This window comes from Ottowia sp. (assembly GCF_035444425.1).
Taxonomy (GTDB): Bacteria; Pseudomonadota; Gammaproteobacteria; order Burkholderiales; family Burkholderiaceae_C; genus Ottowia.
Window position 1 is genome coordinate 142756 of record NZ_DAOMOQ010000002.1, and the last position, 20126, is coordinate 162881.

Genomic DNA, 20126 nt, shown 5'->3' on the forward strand with positions numbered 1-20126 from the left:
ATCCCAGTTCCCCTATCAAGCGTTCCCCCATGAACACAGTTGCCATATTGCTGTCGGCCTTCGTGCTGTCATTCGTTGCCCTGATGGTCTTCATCTGGTCGCAGCGCAAGGGCTTGTTCGACCGCAGCAGCAAGGGCGCGGAAGTCATCTTCGCGCCCGGCGAGATCGGACGCATCGAAGAGCCGGCCGGTGATCCGTCCGCACAGGCGCGCCTGCAGGGCGCGATGGACGCCGCGCGCCATCAGGCGGCCGGTGTCGCCGACGCCGACGAACTGGCGGCGCGCGCCGAGGCCGACGCCTCGACCGCACCGCTGGTGTTCTTCATGTTCTGCTGCGCCATGGTGTGGCTGGTGGTGGCCTCGGCGGCAGGGTTGACCTCGTCGATCAAGCTGCACGAGCCCGACTGGCTGACCCAGCAGGCCTGGCTCACCTTCGGCCGCATCCGCACCGTGCACTTGAACGGCGTGGCCTACGGCTGGGCGCCGATGGCGGGCCTGGGCATCGCCATGTTCATCATCCCGCGCCTGCTGAAGACGCCGCTGATCGGCGCGCGCTTCGCCTTCGTCGGCGCGGCGCTGTGGAACGCGGCGCTGATCGCCGGCCTCGGCAGCGTCTCGGCCGGCATCAGCGATGGACTCGAATGGCTGGAAATCCCGTGGCAGATCGGCCTGCTGTTCGGCATCAGCGGCGCGCTGATGGCGCTGCCGCTGATCTTCACCCTGGTCAACCGGCGCGTCGACCACCTGTACGTGTCGGTCTGGTACATGGCCTGCGGGCTGTTCTGGCTGCCGGTGCTCTACATCGTGGCCAAGATCCCCGGCCTGCACGGCGGCGTGCAGCAGGCGGCGATGAACTGGTGGTTCGGCCACAACGTGCTGGGCCTGTTCTACACCCCGCTGGCGCTGGCCTCGATCTACTACTTCCTGCCCAAGATCATCGGCCGGCCGATCCAGTCCTACAACCTGTCGCTGCTCGGCTTCTGGGGCCTGGCCTTCTTCTACGGCCAGGTCGGCGGCCACCACCTGGTCGGCGGCCCGGTGCCGGAATGGATGATCACGCTGTCGATCGTGCAGAGCATGATGATGATCATCCCGGTGGCCGCCTTCACGGTGAACCAGTACCAGACACTGCAGGGCCGGCTGTCGGCGCTGCGCCACTCGCCCACGCTGCGCTTCATCGGCATCGGCGGCCTGATGTACACGGCCAGTTCAGTGCAGGGTTCGTTCGAGGCGCTGCGCAGCATGAACGCGGTGACGCACTTCACCCACTACACCGTGGCGCACGCGCACCTGGGCATGTACGGCTTCGTCACCCTGGTGTTCTTCGGCGCCATGTACTTCGTGATGCCGCGCATCACGGCGCGCGAATGGCCGTATCCGTCCTGGATCTCGCTGCACTTCTGGCTGGTGGCGATCGGCTTCGGCATCTACTTCGTGATGCTAACCATCGGCGGCTGGCTACAGGGCCTGGCGATGCTGGACGAGGCGCGCAACTTCATGGAATCGGTCACCGTCACCCTGCCCTATCTCCAGGCCCGCAGCATCGGCGGCACGCTGATGGTGGCCGGGCACCTGCTGTTCGCGCTGCACTTCGCCGCACTGACGCTGGGCTGGGGCCCCAACCGCGACCGGCCGGCACTGTTCAAGACCCTGTTCCGGCTTGAAACCGCGGGCAGTCCCATGAAAGCGAGGCAAGCCTGATGCAAAGCGAAGTCAAACTCATCGGCGGAGCCATGGTCATGCTGGCGCTGTCGACCAGCGCCCTGGTGGTGCTGCCCATGCTGCAGGTGCGCGATGTCGAGCCGCTGCCGGGACTCAAGCCCTACACCAGCACCGAGTGGCGCGGCCGCGAGGTCTACATCGCCAACGGCTGCATCTACTGCCACACGCAGCAACCGCGCGCCAAGTCCTTCGCGCCCGACTTCAGCCGCGGCTGGGGCCGCGCCACCGTGGCCGGCGACTACGCCTACGACACCCCGCACCTGCTCGGCACCATGCGCACGGGGCCGGACCTGATGAACATCGGCGTGCGCCAGCCCAGCGAGCAATGGCAGCTGGGTCACCTGTACCAGCCGCGCGCCTACGTGCCCGACAGCATCATGCCGAGCTACCCCTACCTGTTCGAGATCAAGCCCAAGGCCGATGACGGCGAGATCGTCGTCAACCTGCCGCCCACCGCTGCACCGGCGAACGGCCAGGTGGTGGTGGCACGGCCCGAGGCGGTCGACCTGGTGCGCTATCTGCAGTCACTCGACCGCAGCTATCCGGCCCTGCCGGCCGCCGAGGCGGAGGTCGCCAAGCCATGAACCAGGTCCGCGACCCCAACGTGCAGGAAGCACGCGAGAACCCCGAGCCGCAGGAAAGCTACAACCCGATGCCCTGGGTGGTGATCGTGCTGACCACCATCCTGATGGCCTTCGGCATCGTCTACATCCTGCGCTCCGACCTCACCATCGCACCCGAGCTGGGCGACGGCCGCGAGCTGGCCGAACTGCGCGCCGCGCCGCCGGGCGCCGGTGCTGCCGCGGGCGGCGCGGTCGATGCCGCGGCCATCTACGGCGCCCGCTGCGCCGCCTGCCACCAGGCGGGCGGCGCCGGCCTGCCGGGTGTGTTCCCGCCGCTGGCGGGCTCGGAATGGGTGGTCGGCAAGGAGAAGACCCTGATTGCCGCCGTGCTGCACGGCATCGAAGGCTCGCTGACGGTGAAAGGGCAGACCTACACCGGGTCCATGCCGGCCTTCGCAGCCCAGTTGGGCGACGCCGAGATGGCGGCCTTGCTGACGCACCTGCGCAGCCAGTGGGGCAACAGCGCCGAGCCGATCAGCGCCGAGGCGGTCGCCGCCGTGCGCGCCGAGACCGCCTCGCAGACCAAGCCCTACCAGGGCGATGCGGAGCTGAACGCGCTGCAATGAAGCCAGCCCGCCGCCCGCCCGCCACGTCGCCCAACGGCGCGCGCTGGGCGCCGGTGGCCAGCGCGCTGCTGTGCCTGCTGATGGTGGCGGCGCTGGTCGCCGGCCTCGGGCACTGGACCGTCGGCTTCGAGCGCTGGACCTTCGAATCGCGCCGGCTGTGGCAGGTCGAGCAGCAGGTGCTGCAAGCACCCGCGATCGAGCTGATCGGCTCCGACGGCACACCGCTGCCGGCCTGGCGCAGCGACGCCGCGGCGCCGGTCTACCTGGTCGACTTCATCTACACGCGCTGCCCCGGCGTGTGCCAGTCCCTCGGCAGCCACTACCAGCAGATGCAGCGCGAGCTGCAAGAACGCCCCGAACCGGCCGCCGGCATCCGGCTGCTGTCGGTGTCGATCGATCGCGCCTATGACCAACCGGCCGCGCTGACGCGCTACGCCCGCCGGCACCAGGCCGATGCGCGCTGGTGGCAGCTGGCGGTACCGGCCAGCGACGAGGCCGCCAACGCGCTGCAGCGCGCACTTGGCGTGGTCGTGGTGCCGGATGGGCGCGGCGGCTTCAACCACAACGGCGCCGTCCATCTGATCGACGCGCAGGGCCGGCTGCGCGGCCTGTTCGACTACGCACGCTGGCCGCGCGCACTCGACGCCGCCCGCGCCCTCGCGGCAGAGGCGCACCCATGACCGCGTTGGCGATGCGTGGCTGCGCCCGTGCGGTGCCGCGGCAACGGCTGATGCACCTCATGCGCATCGTGCTGGCGGGCCTGCCCTTGCTGCTGCTGTGGCCGGCGGCGCGCCACCTGATCGAGGCGCGCATGAGCTGGCACATGCTGGCCGAGTTCCCGCTGCTGCTCGCCGCCGGCTGGGCGGCGCAGCGCTTGGCCAGCGACAGCCGCTGGTGGCAGCGCACCGGCACGTGGGCGCGCCAGCTCGACTGGCACGGCTGGAGCACGGCCACCTACTGCGCGCTGGTGTCAATCGTCTGGATGGTTCCGTCGGCGCTCGACATGGCCTTGATCGACGGCCGCATCGCGCTGCTGAAGGTGCTCAGCCTGTGGCTGGCCGGCTGGCTGCTGGCCGGCGGCGTGGCACGCATGCCGGCCGAGGTGCTGATGTTCCTGGCCGGCAACCTGAGCTGGATGATGGCCACCGCCGGCCTGCTGTATGTCGAGGCGCCGATGCAGCTGTGCGTCAACTACGGGCAGGACGACCAGGTGCACACCGGTTACGGCCTGGTAGCCTGGGCGCTGGTCATCGGCGCCATCGCGATCCGGCAGCTGCTGCGCTGGAGCAGGTCGGCCGACCAACCCGAACCCGCGGATGGCGCAGCCAAACGGCCGCGCATCCACTGAACAGGCGCCGAGCGGCGCCTTTCTCGTTATCGACCTTGGCCGCCGCGTGCCACGTAGGGCCGCGCCGGCTTGGCAGCACGCGGCGCTGCCGCGGCGTGACGCGGCTGGCCCGGCTGCGGCCTGGGCTTGCGGCCGCCATCCATCACGCGGGGGCTGTGGGCCGCACGCACCGGCTTGGGACCGCTTCTGCTGGCATGGCCCTCGCCGCGCGCACCAGGTCGGCCGCCATTGGGTCGGCCGCCGCCCGGGCGCGCCTTGCCGCCGCGCGCCGGCGTGCGGGGTGCGCTGATCGGCGGAAACGGCCGGGTCGGCTCGAGCCCCGACACCGTGAGCGGACGGAACTGCTGGCGCGTCCAGGCCTCGATGTCGGCCAGCCGGCGGCGATCGCGGAACTCGGCCAGCGTCACCGCCAGACCATCGCGCCCGGCGCGGCCGGTGCGGCCGATGCGGTGGGTGTAGTCCTCGGCCTTCATCGGCAGGCCGAAGTTGATCACGTGGGTGATGCTGGGCACGTCGATGCCGCGTGCGGCGACGTCGGTGGCGACCAGGATCTGCACGCGTCCGCTGCGCAGCGCGCCCAGGCGCCGGTTGCGCACCGTCTGGCTGAGCGCGCCGTGCAGCGACACGGCGGCAAAGCCGGCCTGCTGCAGATCATCGGCCAGCTGCTCGCATTCGATCTGCGTGCAGGCGAACACGATCGCCTGGTCGATCGACGGATCGCGCAGCCAGTAGTCGAGCAGGCGGCGCCTGTGCTCCGGGCTGTCGGCCCAGTACAGCTCCTGGCGGATGTTGGCGTGCTGCTGCTGCGGGCTGTCGACCTGCACCTTGCGCACCCTGGCGCCGCCCTCGTGCATCACGCGCAGCGCCAGCTGCTGCACGCGCGGCTCGAAGGTGGCCGAGAACATCATGGTCTGCTGGCGCTGCGCCGTCAGCTGGTGCACCTCGGCCAGTTCGTCGGCAAAGCCCAGATCGAGCATGCGGTCGGCCTCGTCCATGACCAGGAAGCGCACCTGATCCAGCTTGATCTGACCACCGCGGGCCAGATCCAGCAGCCGGCCCGGCGTGGCGACGACCAGGTTGGCGTTCTGCAGCTTGGCGATTTGCAGCTGGTACGGCATGCCGCCCACCACGCTGGCGATGCGCAGGCCGCGGCAATGCCGGACCAGCTCGATCGCATCCTGCGCCACCTGCTGCGCCAGTTCGCGCGTCGGGCACAGCACCAGCGCGCCGGGCACGGCGGGCTTGTAGTGGCGTGCGCTGGTCGGGTTCTTGCGGCGCGGCCGCTTGGGCGCCGGCTCGCCCCGGGCCAGCGCTTCGGCCACCTGGGCATCCCAGGCCGCCTTCTCGCGCGCCGCAGTCTCGGCCTGCAGGCCGAGCAGGGTGTGCAGCACCGGCAGCAGGAAGGCCGCCGTCTTGCCGCTGCCGGTCTGGCTGCTGACCATCAGGTCGTTGAAGCCCTCGCCACCGCCGAGCGCGAGCGGGATGGTGCGCTGCTGCACCGCCGTCGGCTCGGTGAAGCCGAGGTCGGCGACGGCAGCCAGCAGTTCGGGCGCCAGACCCAGCGCTGCGAAAGGGTTGGCAAGGCTTGTTTCCGGCGCCTGCGGCTCAGGCGCCAGGAAGCATTCGTCCTCGTAGGAGGCCATGGCTGAATCTCTCTTTCTCGCACGCCGCATGGCGGCCGTCAGCGGCCGCGCAACCCGCGCGTGTCGTCATGTGATGGGGCACCGAAATGCCGGGGTTTCCTCAGAAATCGACACCCACCATCTGACAACGCAGGGCTGAAGGCTCGAAGGCCTTCGGCACCGGACAGCGAGCACCTTGGCCCCGGCACAGGCCGGGATCACAGTGGCTGGATTGAAGGCCGCCCGGAAAACTGGACTCGAGGCGACCGTATGTGAGAGGGAAGATGCGCTACGTATTCTGCGTGCCGAACCCGTCGAGGACATCGATCACGCAAGCCTTCGATTCTCGCATTGATTCGCTGCGCGCGCAATCGGATCAATGTCGCGCGCAGCTTCGGGCCGCCGATGCGATGCTGCTCAAGCTGCATCAAGCAGTCGACGCCGCCACGCTTCGAACCGACCATCCCGCCAGGGCAACGCGAGCCGGCGCACGACCGGGCACGGCACCGAGCGCCACCCCTTCACACGCAACTGTCACCCATGCGACAGCGACCCTGACCCCCATGGGTGTCGGATCCCGTCGCGCTCGGCTATCGTCGTCCTGCGCCGATGCCTCGCACCGGTGCAAGCATCGCGCGCCGGAGCCGGCAGCAGCGCGGGATGCCGAATCAAGACAACGAGCTGCGGGCGCAGGAGACACCACCATGAAACCATCCATGCACCACATGGCGGCGCTCGTTGCCGCCATGTTGCTGGCCGCGTGCGGCGGCTCCGACAACTCGCCAGGCGAGACCGCGCAGCGCATCAAACCGGCCCATCCGGCCATGACGGTGGCCCTGAGCGTGTTGTCGAGCGCACCGCAATGGGTCTCGGGCGGGGACGCCCGCATCCACGTGCGCGCCGCGCCCGGGCAGCGCGACAAGCTCGAGCTGTGGCTCAATGGCACCCGCATCGAGGTGCCGCTGAAAGAAGTCGACAGCGGTCTCGAAGGCGTGATCAGCGGACTGCTGCCCGGCGACAACCGACTTGAGGTGAAGCACCGCACGGCCAACGTGCGCGACGCCATCACGCTGACCAACTGGCCGATCACCGGGCCGATGTTCACCGGCCCCCAGCAGACGCCCTTCGTCTGCACCACGATCCAGGGCGCGGTTGGCCAGCAGCCCAAGGTCGACAGCGCCACGGCGCCGGGCTACCGGGTCACTGACGCCAATGGCCAGCTGGTCGGCTACAGCCGCGACTGCTCGATCGACACCTTCGTCGGCTACTGGTACCGCAGGAACACCGGCGGCAGCCTGGTGCCGCTGCCGGCCGATGGCCAGCGCCCGGCGGACATGGGCACGACCACCCTGGCCGATGGCAGCACGGTCGACTTCGTGGTGCGGCGCGAGATCGGCTCCATCAACCGCTTTCTCTACAGCATCGCGATGCTGGCGCCGCTGCCATCCGGCGACAGCGCGGCGCAGGACGACACCAGCCGCTGGAACGGCAAGCTGCTGTACTGGTTCCAGGGCGGCGTGGCGATCGGCCACAGCCAGGGCACGGTGCACGGCGGCTCGATGAACCCCGACGTGCTGGGCCAGGGCTGGGCCATCGTGCACAGCAGCGGCAACAACACCGGCACGCACTACAACCTGAATCTCAGCGGCGAGACCGCGATGATGACCAAGGAGCGCTTCATCGAGCGCTACGGCGTGCCGCTGCACACCGTCGGGCTCGGTGGCTCGGGCGGTGCGATCCAGCAGTACCACATCGCGCGCAACTACCCCGGCGTGCTCGACGGCCTGCTGCCGGTACAGAGCTACCCCGACATGGTCACGCAGACCATCCATGTGGGCGACTGCGAACTGCTCGAGTACTACATGGACGCCACCGACCGCACCAACCCCAAGTGGCAGGTGACCAAGAACCGCAGCTGGCTGGTCGGCATGAATGCCGAGCAGGATGACGTCGGCAACAACGCCAAGGTTAACGACCCGCTGGCACCGCTGAAGATCGCCCTTGGCTACGGCACGGCCAAGGGCTCGACCGAGTGCATCCCGGGCTGGCGTGGGCTGTCGCCGCTGGCCATGAATCCACACTACGGCCAAGCTGCGAACCAGCAGTTCTGGGAGCCGCAGAGCGACATCGCGGCGATCCGCTGGACCCACTACGACGACCTGCGCAACATCTATGGCGTCGATGCCGCCGGCGCCGCGCGCCCGACCTGGGACAACGTCGGCGTGCAGTACGGCCTGAAGTCGCTGCGGGAAGGCAAGATCACGCCGCAGGAGTTCCTGCACCTGAACTGGCACGTCGGCGGCTGGAAGCATCCGAGCGAGATGGTGCAGGAGACCTTCCCCTTCTTCGGCACCAGCGAAGCCGAGATCCAGAAGGCGCTGAGCATCCCCGGCTACTTCGACCCCTGGAGCCGCAAGAACATGCGCCTCGCGCCGCCGGCCGACACGCCGGCGCCGCGCACCGTGGGCGATCCGCAGGCCATGCGCGCCGCCTATGCCAGCGGCCACGTGTTCGACGGCCGCCTCGACGTGCCGGCGATCGACCACCGCCAGTACATGGAGCGCGAGTTGGACATGCACAACGCGCACCAGAGCTTCGCGGTACGCCAGCGCACGCTGGACAGCATGGGCCACAGTGACCACCTGGTGGTCTGGTTCACCGACACCGTGCCGGGCACGCCCAAGGCCAGCCAGAGCCTGGAGGCGCTCGCGGTGATGGACCAGTGGCTCGCCAACCTGCGCGCCAACCCGAAGGCCGGTATCGCCGGCAACAAGCCGCCGATGGCCACCGACGCCTGCTTCGACCGCGACGGCAAGCTGATGCAGGCCGGCGCCGGCGTGTGGGACGGCATCCTCGACAGTCGTCCCGCCGGCGCCTGCACCCAGGCCTTCCCGCTCTACGGCACCTCGCGCACCGTCGCCGGCGCGCCGATCCACGGCGCCATGTACCGCTGCGCGCTCAAGCCGGTGGCGCAGGCGGTGGGCGACGGCACCTACGGCTCGTGGACCCCCAGCGCGGAGCAGATCGCCACGCTGAACCGGATCTTCCCGTCGGGTGTGTGCGACTACGGCCAGTCCGATCAGGCGCGTCCTGGCTGATGCCGATCGCGGTGCAAAGCCGGCGGCCGGCGGTCGACCAGGCCCGCCTACGGCCATCGAACGTATAGCGGCCCGACAAGCTGGGCGGGCAGACAGCGCTGACGGCGTTGTCTGCCCGAATCTAGCCAGGGCACCACCCGGGCGGGCACACCCCGATGAAGCGGACGCCCGACCATCGGTTCGCCCTCTGTGCCGATGCGCGGACCTGTATCCGACGCGCAGCGCCTGACGGGCCGGCTGCTTGCATTCGAGCACCGTGCTGCCAACAGTGGCCACACTGCACCCGACGATTTGAACGACACGGCACCGCGGCGGCTGGGCTATGCTCACCGGGTCGAATTCACGCCCTGAGACAACAACAGCACCGAGAACGCCCATGCCTGAACTCAACGCCACGCACGACCCGAAACTGACCAGCTGGGTCGAGTCCGCCAACGACGGCCGGACCGACTTCCCGATCCAGAACCTGCCGTTCGCCATCTTCCGCCGCCAGGGCAGCCAGGAAGCCTGGCGCGGCGGTGTCGCCATCGGTGACCAGATCGTCGACCTGGCCGGCTCGGTCCAGGCCGGTGCGTTCAGTGGCAACGCGCGGGCAGCGGCACAGGCGGCGACCGAGCCGACACTGAACCGCCTGATGGGCCTGGGGGCCACGGCCTCGTCGGCGCTGCGCCAGGCGCTGTCGCAGGCGTTGCAGACCGGCTCGGCCGCGGAAGCCACGTTGAAAGCCTGCCTGGTGCCGCAGGCCGAGGCCGAATACGCGCTGCCGGCCCGCATTGGCGACTACACCGACTTCTACACCTCGGTGCACCACGCCACCAACATCGGCAAGCTGTTCCGCCCCGACAACCCACTGCTGCCCAACTACAAGTGGGTGCCGATCGGCTACCACGGCCGCTCGTCGTCCATCGGCGTCTCGGGCCAGTCGTTCAAGCGCCCGCGCGGCCAGGTCAAGCCGGCCGATGCCGACCAGCCGCAGGTGCAGGCCAGCCAGCGCATGGACATCGAACTCGAGATGGGCCTGTTCGTCGGCGCTGGCAACGCGCTTGGCGAGCCGATCGCCATCGAACAGGCCGAGTCGCACATCTTCGGCCTGGTCCTGCTCAACGACTGGTCGGCACGCGACATCCAGCCCTGGGAATACCAGCCGCTGGGGCCTTTCTTGGCCAAGAACTTCGCCTCCACCATCTCGCCGTGGATCGTCACCATGGAGGCGCTGGCGCCGTTCCGCGCACCCTTCGCCCACCCCGAGGGCGACCCGCAGCCGCTGCCCTATCTGAGCAGCAGCGCCAACAGCGCGGCGGGTGGCCTCAACATCCAGCTCGAGGCGCTGATCGAAACGCCCAAGATGCGTGCCGCCGGCGGCGGTCCGGCGCGCATCACCCACACCAACTACCGCCACGCCTACTGGACCGCCGCGCAGATGGTCGCCCACCACACCGTGAACGGCTGCAACCTGCAGCCGGGCGACCTGCTCGGCACCGGCACCCTGTCCGGCCCCACGCTGGACCAGGCCTGCGCGCTGATCGAGCTGACCAGCGGCGGCAAGAACCCGATCCAGCTTGCCAATGGCGAGCAGCGCACCTGGCTGCAGGACGGCGACACCGTCATCCTCCGCGGCTGGTGCGAGCGCCCCGGCGCCGCGCGCATCGGCTTCGGTGAATGCGTCGGTACCGTACTTGCGTCGGCCGATTGATGTCGCGCAGGAACTGAAAAGGCGCCGCTGGCACGAACGAACATCGGTCGAAGCAACGGCGCCCAGCCCTGGAAAGCAAAAAGCCCGCTACTGTTTTCGTAGCGGGCTTTTCTTGTGGGGTTTGGTAGGACGTGCAGGATTCGAACCTGCGACCAACGGATTAAAAGTCCGCTGCTCTACCAACTGAGCTAACGTCCCACTACCAGCAGCGCCATGTGGTGCGCTGGGAAGCCAGAAATTATAGCCTGCTTTTTGCCAGCTGATCCAGCACCCGCCCCGCCGCGCACAGACCGAAGGTGGCGGTGACGGCGACCGCCGATCCGTAGCCGTGGCAGCTGAGGCTGCCGTCGACTTCGGCGCCAGTGTCGCAGGCTTCCGGCATCGCGATCTGCTCGCGGCTGAACACCGCCTCGATGCCGATCGGCTGGTTGCCGCTGGGCGCGCCATGGTGGCGGCGCAGGCGGTAGCGCAGTTGGGCAATCAGCGGGTCGTGCGTGACGCTGGCAATGTCGGCAATGTCGACGCGCTCGCCGGCACGCTTGCCACCGGCAGCACCAACCGTGATGAAGCACGTGCCTTGCCGCAGGGCCCAGGCCGCCATCGCCACCTTGGCCGCGACCTGGTCGCAGGCGTCGATGACGGCATCGACCGGCGCCGGCAACAGGCCGGGCCAGTTATCCGCAGCGACGAATTCCTCCAGCGCATGCACCGTGCATGCAGGGTGGATCTGCGCAATGCGCTCGCGCATCGCCTGCACCTTGGCCTGACCCAGCGTGTCGGTCAGCGCATGAACCTGACGGTTGACATTCGATTCGGCCACGTGGTCCAGATCGATCAGCGTGATCGCACCGACGCCGCTGCGCGCCAGCGCTTCGGCTGCCCAGGAACCGACGCCGCCGATGCCGACCACGGCCACGTGCGCCGCATGGATGCGGCGTGCACCTTCGGCGCCATACAGGCGCGTGACGCCACCGAACCGGCGCGCCAGGTCGGTGTCGTCGAGCGCCGACGGCGTCGCGCTCACGCCATGCGCTCCAGGCGCCAGTACTGGTACTTGATGGCCAGCACCGCACCAGCCACGATGCCGCCCACCGCGGTGAAGCTGGTCAGGCTCAGGTTCGACAGACCACTCAGCCCCTGGCCGATGGTGCAGCCCAGCGCAGTCACGCCGCCGACGCCCATCAGGGTGCCACCGATCAGGTGGTTGGCCAGATCCTCGGTGGTCCGGAAGCCTTCCCAGCGGAACTGGCGCGTCGCCAGCGCCATCAGGGCAGCGCCGAGGATCACGCCGCCGACCGACACCACGGCGATGCTCAGGCGCTGGTTGCGGTCGCTGAAGAACATTAGCCAGTCGATCGCGTAGGCCAGGGGTGCGGTGAAGGTCAGCGCCTCCATGCGGCCGGTGCGGGTGGCCAGGTAGGTCGATTCCAGCGTTTCCGGGTGCTCGGCAACATGGCCGAGCGAGCCGCTGACCCACCACATGCCGACGATCACGGCGCCGATGCCGAGCCCCGCCAGCAAGTTGCGCACCGTGCGAAAACCCGGGCCAGCCAGGGCCCAGGCCATCACCGGCAGGCCGACCACGAGCGCCGCCACGCCCAGCACCATGGGCGCCGGCCAATCGCCCGCGGCGGCCACCAGTGCGCCGACGATCGCGGGCTGATCGAATTCCACGAAGACCCGGTCCACGGTCCGATCGCGCAGCACCGCCGTGACGCCACGCAGCGTGACGTAGGAAGCCAGCGCCATGGCCAGGAACACCACCAGGGCCTTCAGGTTGCCGGCGCCCATGCGCACCAGGTTCTTGCTGCCGCAACCCGAGGCCAGCACCATCCCGATACCGAACATGAGGCCGCCGACCACGGACGACAGCCACATCCAGCGCGGTCCGGCGTAGACCGAATCGGCGGCCTCGATCCAGCCGCCGGCCGCCAGCAGGCCGAAGCCGACGATGGCAACGCCGGCTGCCAGCACCCATTGACGCAGGCGCGCGGTGTCGCCCATGGTCACCACGTCGGCGATCGCGCCCATGGTGCAGAACCCAGTGCGCTGGACGATGGCGCCGAACACCACCGACAGCAGAAAGGTCATCAGCAGCACGTTGCGCGTGAGTTGCTGGATGTCGGCGAGATCGGGCATGGCGCTGGATTCTATTGAAGCGCGGGCATTCGCGTGCGCGGCGCCGACACCGCCGCCAGCCCGGAATCACTATTGATCTTGTAGCAGCGCAGACCAGCGGGCGCCGTCAGGGCCGCTCACACCGCCGCTGGCGCGCGCCGGTTGCGGCACGTTCCTGCCCGTGTGACCGGCCGCTAGAATCGATTGTTTCGTCACCCGAGCGCCGCATCGCCCGATGCGCTGCGCGCCGCCTTTGCAGGCACCGCGATCATCCACCATGTCTGACCAGCTCTCGCAACCGGGCCTGCAGTCCCTGTCCAAGTCCTTCGAACCCGCCGCCATCGAGGCCGAATGGGGCCCGGCCTGGGAGCGCGCCGGCCTGGGCCGCGCCGGCTGGCGCGGCACCGGTCAGCCGAAGCTCGAGGCTGCCGCGCAGGACGAGAACTTCGCGATCCAGCTGCCGCCACCCAACGTCACCGGCACGCTGCACATGGGGCACGCGTTCAACCAGACCATCATGGACAGCCTGACGCGCTACCACCGGATGCGCGGCTTCAACACGCTGTGGGTGCCGGGTACCGACCACGCCGGCATCGCCACCCAGATCGTAGTCGAGCGGCAGCTGCAGGAGCAGGGCCAGAGCCGCCACGACCTGGGTCGCAAGAACTTCGTCGCCCGCGTGTGGGATTGGAAGGCCACGTCGGGCGCCACCATCACGCAGCAGATGCGCCGCATGGGCGCCAGCGTGGACTGGAGCCGCGAGTACTTCACCATGGACGACAAGCTGTCCAAGGTGGTCACCGAAACCTTCGTGCGCCTGTACGAGCAGGGTCTGATCTACCGCGGCAAGCGGCTGGTGAACTGGGACCCCGAGCTGAAGACCGCGGTGTCCGACCTCGAGGTGGAAAGCGAGGAGGAAGACGGCTTCCTCTGGCACATCGCCTATCCGCTGACCGATGGCAGCGGCGAGAAGCTGGTCGTCGCCACCACCCGCCCCGAGACCATGCTGGGCGACGTCGCCGTGATGGTGCACCCGGAGGACGAGCGCTACCAGCACCTGGTCGGCAAGTCGGTCACGCTGCCACTGGTGGGACGCGAGATCCCGGTCATCGCCGACGACTACGTGGACAAGGATTTCGGCACCGGCGTGGTGAAAGTGACACCCGCGCACGACGCCAATGACTACGCCGTGGGCCAGCGCCACGGCCTGCCGATGATCGGCGTACTTCATCTCGATGCGACGATCAACGAGAACGCACCCGAGATCTTCCGCGGCCTGAACCGCTTCGCCGCCCGCAAGGCCATCGTGGCCGATCTGGAAGCGCAGGGCCTGCTGGTCGAGACCAAGAAGCACAAGCTGATGGTGCCGCGCTGCGCCCGCACCGGGCAGGTCATCGAGCCGATGCTGACCGACCAGTGGTTCGTGGCGATGAGCAAGCCTGATGACACCGGCAAGTCGATTGCGCAGAAGGCCATCGACGCCGTGGCCAGCGGCCAGGTGCGCTTCGTGCCCGAGAACTGGGTCAACACCTACAACCAGTGGATGAACAACATCCAGGACTGGTGCATCAGCCGCCAGCTGTGGTGGGGGCACCAGATTCCGGCCTGGTACGGCGAAGACGGCACCGTGTTCGTCGCGCGCAGCGAGGACGAGGCGCATGCCAAGGCACAGCAGGCGGGCTACCGCGGCACGCTGACGCGCGACGAGGACGTGCTCGACACCTGGTACTCGTCGGCGCTGGTGCCGTTCTCGACCCTGGGCTGGCCCGGGCAGACGCAAGACCTGTCGCTCTACCTGCCCTCCTCCGTGCTGGTGACCGGCCACGACATCATCTTCTTCTGGGTCGCCCGAATGATCATGATGACCACGCACTTCACCGACCAGGTGCCGTTCAGGGACGTGTACATCCACGGCCTGGTGCTCGACGCGCACGGCAAGAAGATGAGCAAGTCGGAAGGCAACGTGCTCGACCCGGTCGACCTGATCGACGGCATCGCGCTGGAGCCGTTGCTCGACAAGCGCACCACCGGCCTGCGCAAGCCCGAGACGGCACCGAAGGTGCGCGAGAACACGCGCAAGGAATTCCCCGACGGCATCCCGGGCTACGGCGCCGACGCGCTGCGCTTCACCTTCGCCGCGATGGCGACGCTGGGGCGCACCATCAACTTCGACTCCAAACGCTGCGAGGGCTACCGCAATTTCTGCAACAAGCTGTGGAACGCCAGCCGCTTCGTGTTGATGAACTGCGAGGGGCACGATTGCGGTCAACCTGCCCCCACGCTCCCTGCTGCGCATGGTTCGCTGCCCCTCGAGGGGGCTGACCCCGCCTTGGGACGGCCCGGCGGCGGGGTCGAAGCCGACACGGCCCCCGAGCGCAGCGCCGCCGACCGCTGGATCGTCAGCCTGCTGCAGAAGACCGAAAGCCAGGTGGAGAAAGGCTTTGCCGACTACCGCCTCGACGTGGTTGCCAACACGCTCTACGATTTCGTCTGGAACGAGTTCTGCGACTGGTACCTGGAGATCGCCAAGGTGCAGATCCAGGCCGGCACGCCGGCGCAGCAGCGCGCCACGCGGCGCACGCTGGTGCGCGTGCTGGAGGCCATCCTGCGCCTGGCGCACCCGATCATCCCCTTTGTCACCGAGGCGCTGTGGCAAGCCGTGGCACCCGTAGCAGGCAAGACCGGTGCTTCGATCGCCGTCGCGCCCTACCCGCAGGCTGAGCAAGCCAACATCGACGAGGCCGCCGAAGCCGAGATGGCTCACCTCAAGGCGCTGGTCGACGCCTGCCGCACGCTGCGTGGCGAGATGAACGTCTCGCCGGCACAGCGCCTGCCGCTGTACGTCACCGGCGACGCCCAGTTCGTGCGCACCATGGCGCCCGCCCTGCAGGCGCTGGCCAAGCTGAGTGAAGTCAGGTTGTTCGAGACCGAAAGCCAGTGGGCCGAGGCGGCCGGCGCCACGCCGGTGGCCGTGGTGGGCGATGCGCGCCTGGCGCTGTTCATGGAGATCGACGTCGCCGCCGAAAAGGCGCGCCTGGGCAAGGAAGTCAAGCGGCTGGAAGGCGAGATCGCCAAGGCCCAGGGCAAGCTGGGTAACCAGGCCTTCATCGCCAAGGCGCCGCCGGCAGTGATCGAGCAGGAACAGCAACGCTTGGCAGACTTCAGTGGCACGCTGGCCAAGATCCGCGAGCAACTGGCGCGCCTGGGCTGAAGGCCGGCGTTATCCCAAGAGAAAGGCACCACCCCATGTCCGCTCCGCGCCAGGTCAACACCGCCGTCTTCCCCGTCGCCGGCCTCGGCACGCGCTTCCTGCCGGCCACCAAGGCCAGCCCGAAGGAGATGCTGCCGATCGTCGACAAGCCGCTGATCCAGTACGCGGTGGAAGAAGCCTATGCGGCCGGCGTGCGTCACATGGTGTTCGTCACCGGCCGCAGCAAGCGCGCCATCGAGGACCACTTCGACACCGCCTACGAGCTCGAGAACGAGCTGGAAGCGGCCGGCAAGTCCGAGCTGCTCGAGGTGGTGCGCGCCGTCGCGCCCGAGGACATGGACTGCACCTACGTGCGCCAGCACCGCTCGCTCGGCCTCGGCCACGCGGTGCTGTGCGCGGCGCACATCGTCGGCGAGCAGCCGTTCGCGGTGCTGCTGGCCGACGACCTGATGGTCGGCCCGGCCGGCGGCCAGCCGGTGCTGGCGCAGATGGTGCGGGCCTTCGAGGCGCTCGGCCGTTCGGTGCTGGCGGTGCAGCAGGTGCCGCCCGACCAGGTGCGCCGCTACGGCATCGTGGCCGGCTCGGCGGCGGGCGAGCGCCTGATCAGCATCGAGCAGATCGTCGAGAAACCGGCGCCCGAGAACGCGCCCTCGCGCATGGGCGTGGCCGGCCGCTACATCCTGACGCCGCGCATCTTCCACGAGATCCGCAATCAGCCACCAGGCGCCGGCGGCGAGATCCAGCTCACCGACGCCATCGCCCGGCTGATGCAGACCGAGCGCGTCTACGCCTACCAGTACGAAGGTAAGCGCTACGATTGTGGTAGCAAGGAAGGCTTCCTGCAGGCCACCGTGGAACTGGCGCTGCAGCACCCCCAGATGGGCGCGCCGTTCCGTGACTACCTGAAGTCGCTGGCGCTCTGAGCCGCACGTGCGGGGCGGCGCTCAGCGCCGGCGCAGCACGTGGATGAACTCGTCGCCGGCGGTCTGCTGCTCGACCAGTTCGTTGCCGGTCTGCTTGGCGAAGGCCTGGAAGTCGCGTACCGAACCAGGGTCGGTCGACAGCACGCGCAGCAACTCGCCGCTTTGCAACTCGGCCAGGCCCTTCTTGGCCTTGAGGATGGGTAGCGGGCAATTCAGCCCGCGCGCGTCGACTTCCTTGGCAATGTCCATCAGGTGATTGTCGGTCAATCGAGACCGCGCCGCCGCTCGGCGTTCTCTTGCGGCGTGAAGAACACCGGCTCGTGCCCGCGCGTGCGCAGCCAGTCGGCCAGCGCGTAGCCGGTGCCGGCCGGCCAGCACTTGAGATCCGGCAGATCGTACAGCCGCCAGTCGACCAGTTCGGGCGACAGCCGCACCTCGCCCTCGGCCACCACGTGGTAGGCGATGATGACCTGGTTCATGCGCTGGAAGTCGTACACGCCGACCAGATCCACCGAGCAGGCATCGAGGTTGGTCTCCTCCTTCAGCTCGCGCGCGATGCCCTCTTGCGGCGTCTCGTCGGCCTCCATGAAGCCAGTGATGAGGGCGAACATCTTGCCCGGCCAGGCCGCGTTGCGCGCCAGCAGCACCTGGCCCCGGTACTCGACGATGGCGGCCAGCACCGGCACTGGGTTGTTCCAGTGCGTGAAGCCGCAGGCCGGGCAGCGCAGGCGCTCGACCGGGCCGGTGTCTTCGTCGGCGACCAGCATCATCAGCGGCGTGGCGCAATTCGGGCAGTAGTTGAAGTTCGTCACGGCTTGCTCTTCTTGTTGCTGTTCGTATGAATCATGACGGAATGATTTCGCCGCCGAGGCGGCCTCCATGACCAGATGACCGGAACACCTGTCGCAGTCATTTCGTCATCGCGAACCGCAGGCCGCGGTCATTTCGTTATGGCCCCTCAGGCCGGAAACACCCCGGTGGAAAGATAGCGATCGCCCCGGTCGCACACCACGAACACGATGGTGGCGTTCTGCTCGCGCGCCGCCACCTGCTGCGCCACCCATGCGGCGCCGCCGGACGAGATGCCGCCGAAGATGCCCTCCTCGCTCGCCAGCCGTCGCGCCATGTCCTCGGCCTCAAGCTGATCGACCAGGATCTCCTCGTCCACCGCCTTCGGGTCGAAGATCTTGGGCAGGTACTCCTGCGGCCATTTGCGGATGCCTGGAATCCGCGAGCCTTCCGAGGGCTGCGCGCCGATGACGCGGATCTGCGGATTCTTCTCCTTCAGGTAGCGCGACACGCCGGTGATGGTGCCGGTGGTGCCCATGGCGCTGACGAAGTGCGTGATGCGGCCGCCGGTCTGCTCCCACAGCTCGGGCCCGGTGGCTTCGTAGTGACTGCGCGAGTTGTCCTGGTTGGCGAACTGATCCAGCACGAAGCCCTTGCCCTGCGTCACCATCTTGGCGGCCAGGTCGCGTGCGTACTCCATGCCGCCGGAGCGCGGCGTCAGGATCAGTTCGGCGCCGAAGGCCTTCATCGTCTGCGCGCGCTCGACCGACAGATCCTCCGGCATGATCAGCACCATCCGGTAGCCCCGCACCGCGGCCGCCATCGCCAGCGCGATGCCGGTGTTGCCGGAGGTTGCTTCGATCAGCGTGTCGCCGTGCTTGATCTCGCCGCGCTCCTCGGCGTAGCGAATCATCGCCAGGGCCGGCCGGTCCTTCACCGACCCGGCCGGGTTGTTGCCCTCCAGCTTGGCCAGCACCACGGTGCCACGCTCCGCGTTGGATTGCGCACCGATGCGCTGCAGCCGCGCCAGCGGCGTACGCCCGATGGCGTCTTCGATGGTGGGGTAGTTCATGGATTTCACTGTGCCATAATTTCTTGTTCGACTATCGCGTGCCGCCCGGATGGCGAAATCGGTAGACGCAGCAGACTCAAAATCTGCCGGTGGCAACACCATGCCGGTTCGATTCCGGCTCCGGGCACCAAGTGTAAGGCCGCATGCTTCCACAAGCGTGCGGCTTTTCTGTTTTTCCCTCTGTAGCCCTGTGCTTATTGGTGCATGTGAGTCCGCATGAGTATGCATCCATCCGGAGCAACCTGGGGGCACATTTGGGGGCACATTTTTCGAAAGTGGGGGCACATTTTCTCAGCGCCCGCCGGACCATCTTTGTAGATGCAGCGGTCGGTACCCCCTCCCCCGAAGCCTGCGCACGTAAAAAAAGGGGGGACCGGTCGGTTTCCCGGCACGGCCGCCTCGACTTTTGACCGCCCCCCGCCCACTGGATAGCGCCAGGCTATACCACTTCCGGACACGACAAGCCGGTGACTCGCCGGCCTCAAGCCATGCCCGGCTGAGACCAAAAACCAAAACCAAAAAGCGCTTGACCTCGGCTCATGCTTTTTTGACTGCAGACACTGTGGACACTGAAGACAACCTTATAAATCAACGGCTTAGGTGTCCGCAGCGTGTCCACATTTTTCTCCAAACTGCGGACAAATTCTAAGGGTTTACCCTTGTTTTCTTGGAACTACCAGGGCGAGACGCGGCGCGGAAGATGTTCCGGCCCCGCGCCTCACGCGCGCGCAGACGCAACAAAAAAAGCCCGGACTCGTCCGGTCTTTGGAATAGGTGAGGGTGTGCAGCGTCGTGCTCATATCGACGCGGTGAACCCTCTCGCCAGGTGTTCCCGGCCCGGCCATGCCGCCCCAGCGCGATGAATCGCCCCGGATTCCCTAGACACTTTTGAGCCGTTGGGAATGTTGCTGCTCGAACTCTACCGGTGATAGTCCTGCCGCCGACGAGTGACGGCGCTGTGAGTTGTAGAACATTTCGATGTAGTTGAAGACGTCCGCTCGCGCATCGCTGCGGGTCGTATAGATGCGGCGGCGGATGCGCTCGCGCTTGAGCAACTGGAAGAAGCTCTCGGCCACAGCGTTGTCGTGGCAGTTACCACGCCGGCTCATGCTGCTGACCAGGTTGTGGTCGCGCAGGAAGGCCTGCCACTCGTGGCCAGTGAACTGGCAGCCTTGATCGGAGTGAACCAGGACAGGCGCCTGCGGCTGGCGGCGCCATAGTGCCATCAGCAATGCATCGAGGGCCAGGCTCGTGTCAATGCGGCTGCCCATGGACCAGCCCACTACTTGACGCGAGAACAGATCGACCACAACCGCCAGGCACAACCAGCCTTCGTGGGTTC

General features: G+C 68.0%; 16 protein-coding genes and 2 tRNA genes. 10 read left to right on the forward strand and 8 right to left on the reverse strand.

The window, feature by feature from the left end; all coding sequences use genetic code 11:
* The first annotated feature begins 29 nt into the window (after positions 1 to 29).
* Genes PK606_RS01690 through PK606_RS01710 form a run of 5 tightly spaced genes read left to right on the forward strand, consistent with a single transcriptional unit; the run spans position 30 to position 4258 of the window.
* Positions 30 to 1700 carry a cbb3-type cytochrome c oxidase subunit I gene (locus PK606_RS01690; RefSeq protein ID WP_324559905.1) on the forward strand — a complete coding sequence of 557 codons (1671 nt, stop codon included), beginning with the start codon at positions 30 to 32 and terminating at the stop codon, positions 1698 to 1700.
* Complete coding sequence (locus PK606_RS01695; protein WP_324559907.1) at positions 1700 to 2305, forward strand: cbb3-type cytochrome c oxidase subunit II; 606 nt, start codon at positions 1700 to 1702, stop codon at positions 2303 to 2305. Before PK606_RS01690 ends, PK606_RS01695 begins: the two co-directional genes overlap by 1 nt.
* On the forward strand, positions 2302 to 2910 hold the full coding sequence (locus PK606_RS01700) for a c-type cytochrome (protein WP_324559909.1): 609 nt from the start codon (positions 2302 to 2304) through the stop codon (positions 2908 to 2910). The genes PK606_RS01695 and PK606_RS01700 overlap by 4 nt, the downstream gene beginning before the upstream one ends.
* Positions 2907 to 3590, forward strand: coding sequence for an SCO family protein (locus tag PK606_RS01705; RefSeq protein WP_324559911.1), 684 nt, complete (start codon positions 2907 to 2909; stop codon positions 3588 to 3590). The genes PK606_RS01700 and PK606_RS01705 overlap by 4 nt, the downstream gene beginning before the upstream one ends.
* Positions 3587 to 4258 carry a hypothetical protein gene (locus tag PK606_RS01710; protein WP_324559913.1) on the forward strand — a complete coding sequence of 224 codons (672 nt, stop codon included), beginning with the start codon at positions 3587 to 3589 and terminating at the stop codon, positions 4256 to 4258. Before PK606_RS01705 ends, PK606_RS01710 begins: the two co-directional genes overlap by 4 nt.
* Before the next feature lie 26 nt (positions 4259 to 4284).
* Here the strand turns inward: PK606_RS01710 and PK606_RS01715 are convergent, their stop codons facing one another.
* Complete coding sequence (locus tag PK606_RS01715) at positions 4285 to 5901, reverse strand: DEAD/DEAH box helicase (RefSeq protein WP_324559915.1); 1617 nt, start codon at positions 5899 to 5901, stop codon at positions 4285 to 4287.
* A 683-nt stretch (positions 5902 to 6584) separates the two neighbouring features.
* Between PK606_RS01715 and PK606_RS01720 the strand changes: the two genes are divergently transcribed.
* Positions 6585 to 8978, forward strand: coding sequence for a DUF6351 family protein (locus tag PK606_RS01720; protein ID WP_324559917.1), 2394 nt, complete (start codon positions 6585 to 6587; stop codon positions 8976 to 8978).
* Between the two features lie 376 nt (positions 8979 to 9354).
* Positions 9355 to 10671, forward strand: a complete 1317-nt coding sequence (fahA, locus tag PK606_RS01725; protein WP_324559919.1) for a fumarylacetoacetase — start codon at positions 9355 to 9357, stop codon at positions 10669 to 10671.
* A gap of 122 nt (positions 10672 to 10793) precedes the next feature.
* Here the strand turns inward: fahA and PK606_RS01730 are convergent.
* The 3 genes from PK606_RS01730 to PK606_RS01740 form a co-directional block, all read right to left on the reverse strand.
* A tRNA-Lys gene (locus PK606_RS01730) sits at positions 10794 to 10869 on the reverse strand.
* Positions 10870 to 10909: 40 nt separating this feature from the next.
* Positions 10910 to 11695, reverse strand: coding sequence for a tRNA threonylcarbamoyladenosine dehydratase (locus tag PK606_RS01735; protein WP_324559921.1), 786 nt, complete (start codon positions 11693 to 11695; stop codon positions 10910 to 10912).
* On the reverse strand, positions 11692 to 12810 hold the full coding sequence (locus PK606_RS01740; protein ID WP_324559923.1) for a YeeE/YedE family protein: 1119 nt from the start codon (positions 12808 to 12810) through the stop codon (positions 11692 to 11694). The genes PK606_RS01735 and PK606_RS01740 overlap by 4 nt, the downstream gene beginning before the upstream one ends.
* Before the next feature lie 256 nt (positions 12811 to 13066).
* Here PK606_RS01740 and PK606_RS01745 point away from each other — a divergent pair, with 256 nt between their 5' ends.
* Together PK606_RS01745 and galU are read left to right on the forward strand one after the other, a co-directional pair.
* Positions 13067 to 16000, forward strand: a complete 2934-nt coding sequence (locus tag PK606_RS01745) for a valine--tRNA ligase (protein WP_324559925.1) — start codon at positions 13067 to 13069, stop codon at positions 15998 to 16000.
* Positions 16001 to 16035: 35 nt separating this feature from the next.
* Positions 16036 to 16923, forward strand: coding sequence for a UTP--glucose-1-phosphate uridylyltransferase GalU (gene galU / locus PK606_RS01750; protein ID WP_324559927.1), 888 nt, complete (start codon positions 16036 to 16038; stop codon positions 16921 to 16923).
* A gap of 21 nt (positions 16924 to 16944) precedes the next feature.
* Here the strand turns inward: galU and PK606_RS01755 are convergent, their stop codons facing one another.
* The 3 genes from PK606_RS01755 to cysM form a co-directional block, all read right to left on the reverse strand.
* Positions 16945 to 17172: a sulfurtransferase TusA family protein gene (locus tag PK606_RS01755; RefSeq protein ID WP_324559929.1), complete on the reverse strand. Its 228-nt coding sequence runs from the start codon at positions 17170 to 17172 to the stop codon at positions 16945 to 16947.
* Between the two features lie 14 nt (positions 17173 to 17186).
* A complete protein-coding gene (locus PK606_RS01760) occupies positions 17187 to 17735 on the reverse strand; it encodes an NUDIX domain-containing protein (protein ID WP_324559931.1) in 549 nt (182 codons plus the stop codon).
* Positions 17736 to 17881: 146 nt separating this feature from the next.
* Complete coding sequence (gene cysM, locus PK606_RS01765) at positions 17882 to 18784, reverse strand: cysteine synthase CysM (RefSeq protein WP_324559933.1); 903 nt, start codon at positions 18782 to 18784, stop codon at positions 17882 to 17884.
* Between the two features lie 43 nt (positions 18785 to 18827).
* On the opposite strand from cysM, the gene PK606_RS01770 reads away from it, so the two are divergent.
* Positions 18828 to 18914 (forward strand) — tRNA-Leu (locus tag PK606_RS01770).
* A 748-nt stretch (positions 18915 to 19662) separates the two neighbouring features.
* Here PK606_RS01770 and PK606_RS01775 read toward each other — a convergent pair.
* Positions 19663 to 20126: IS3 family transposase (locus tag PK606_RS01775; protein WP_324559935.1), on the reverse strand; the 464-nt coding region annotated here is incomplete at its 5' end.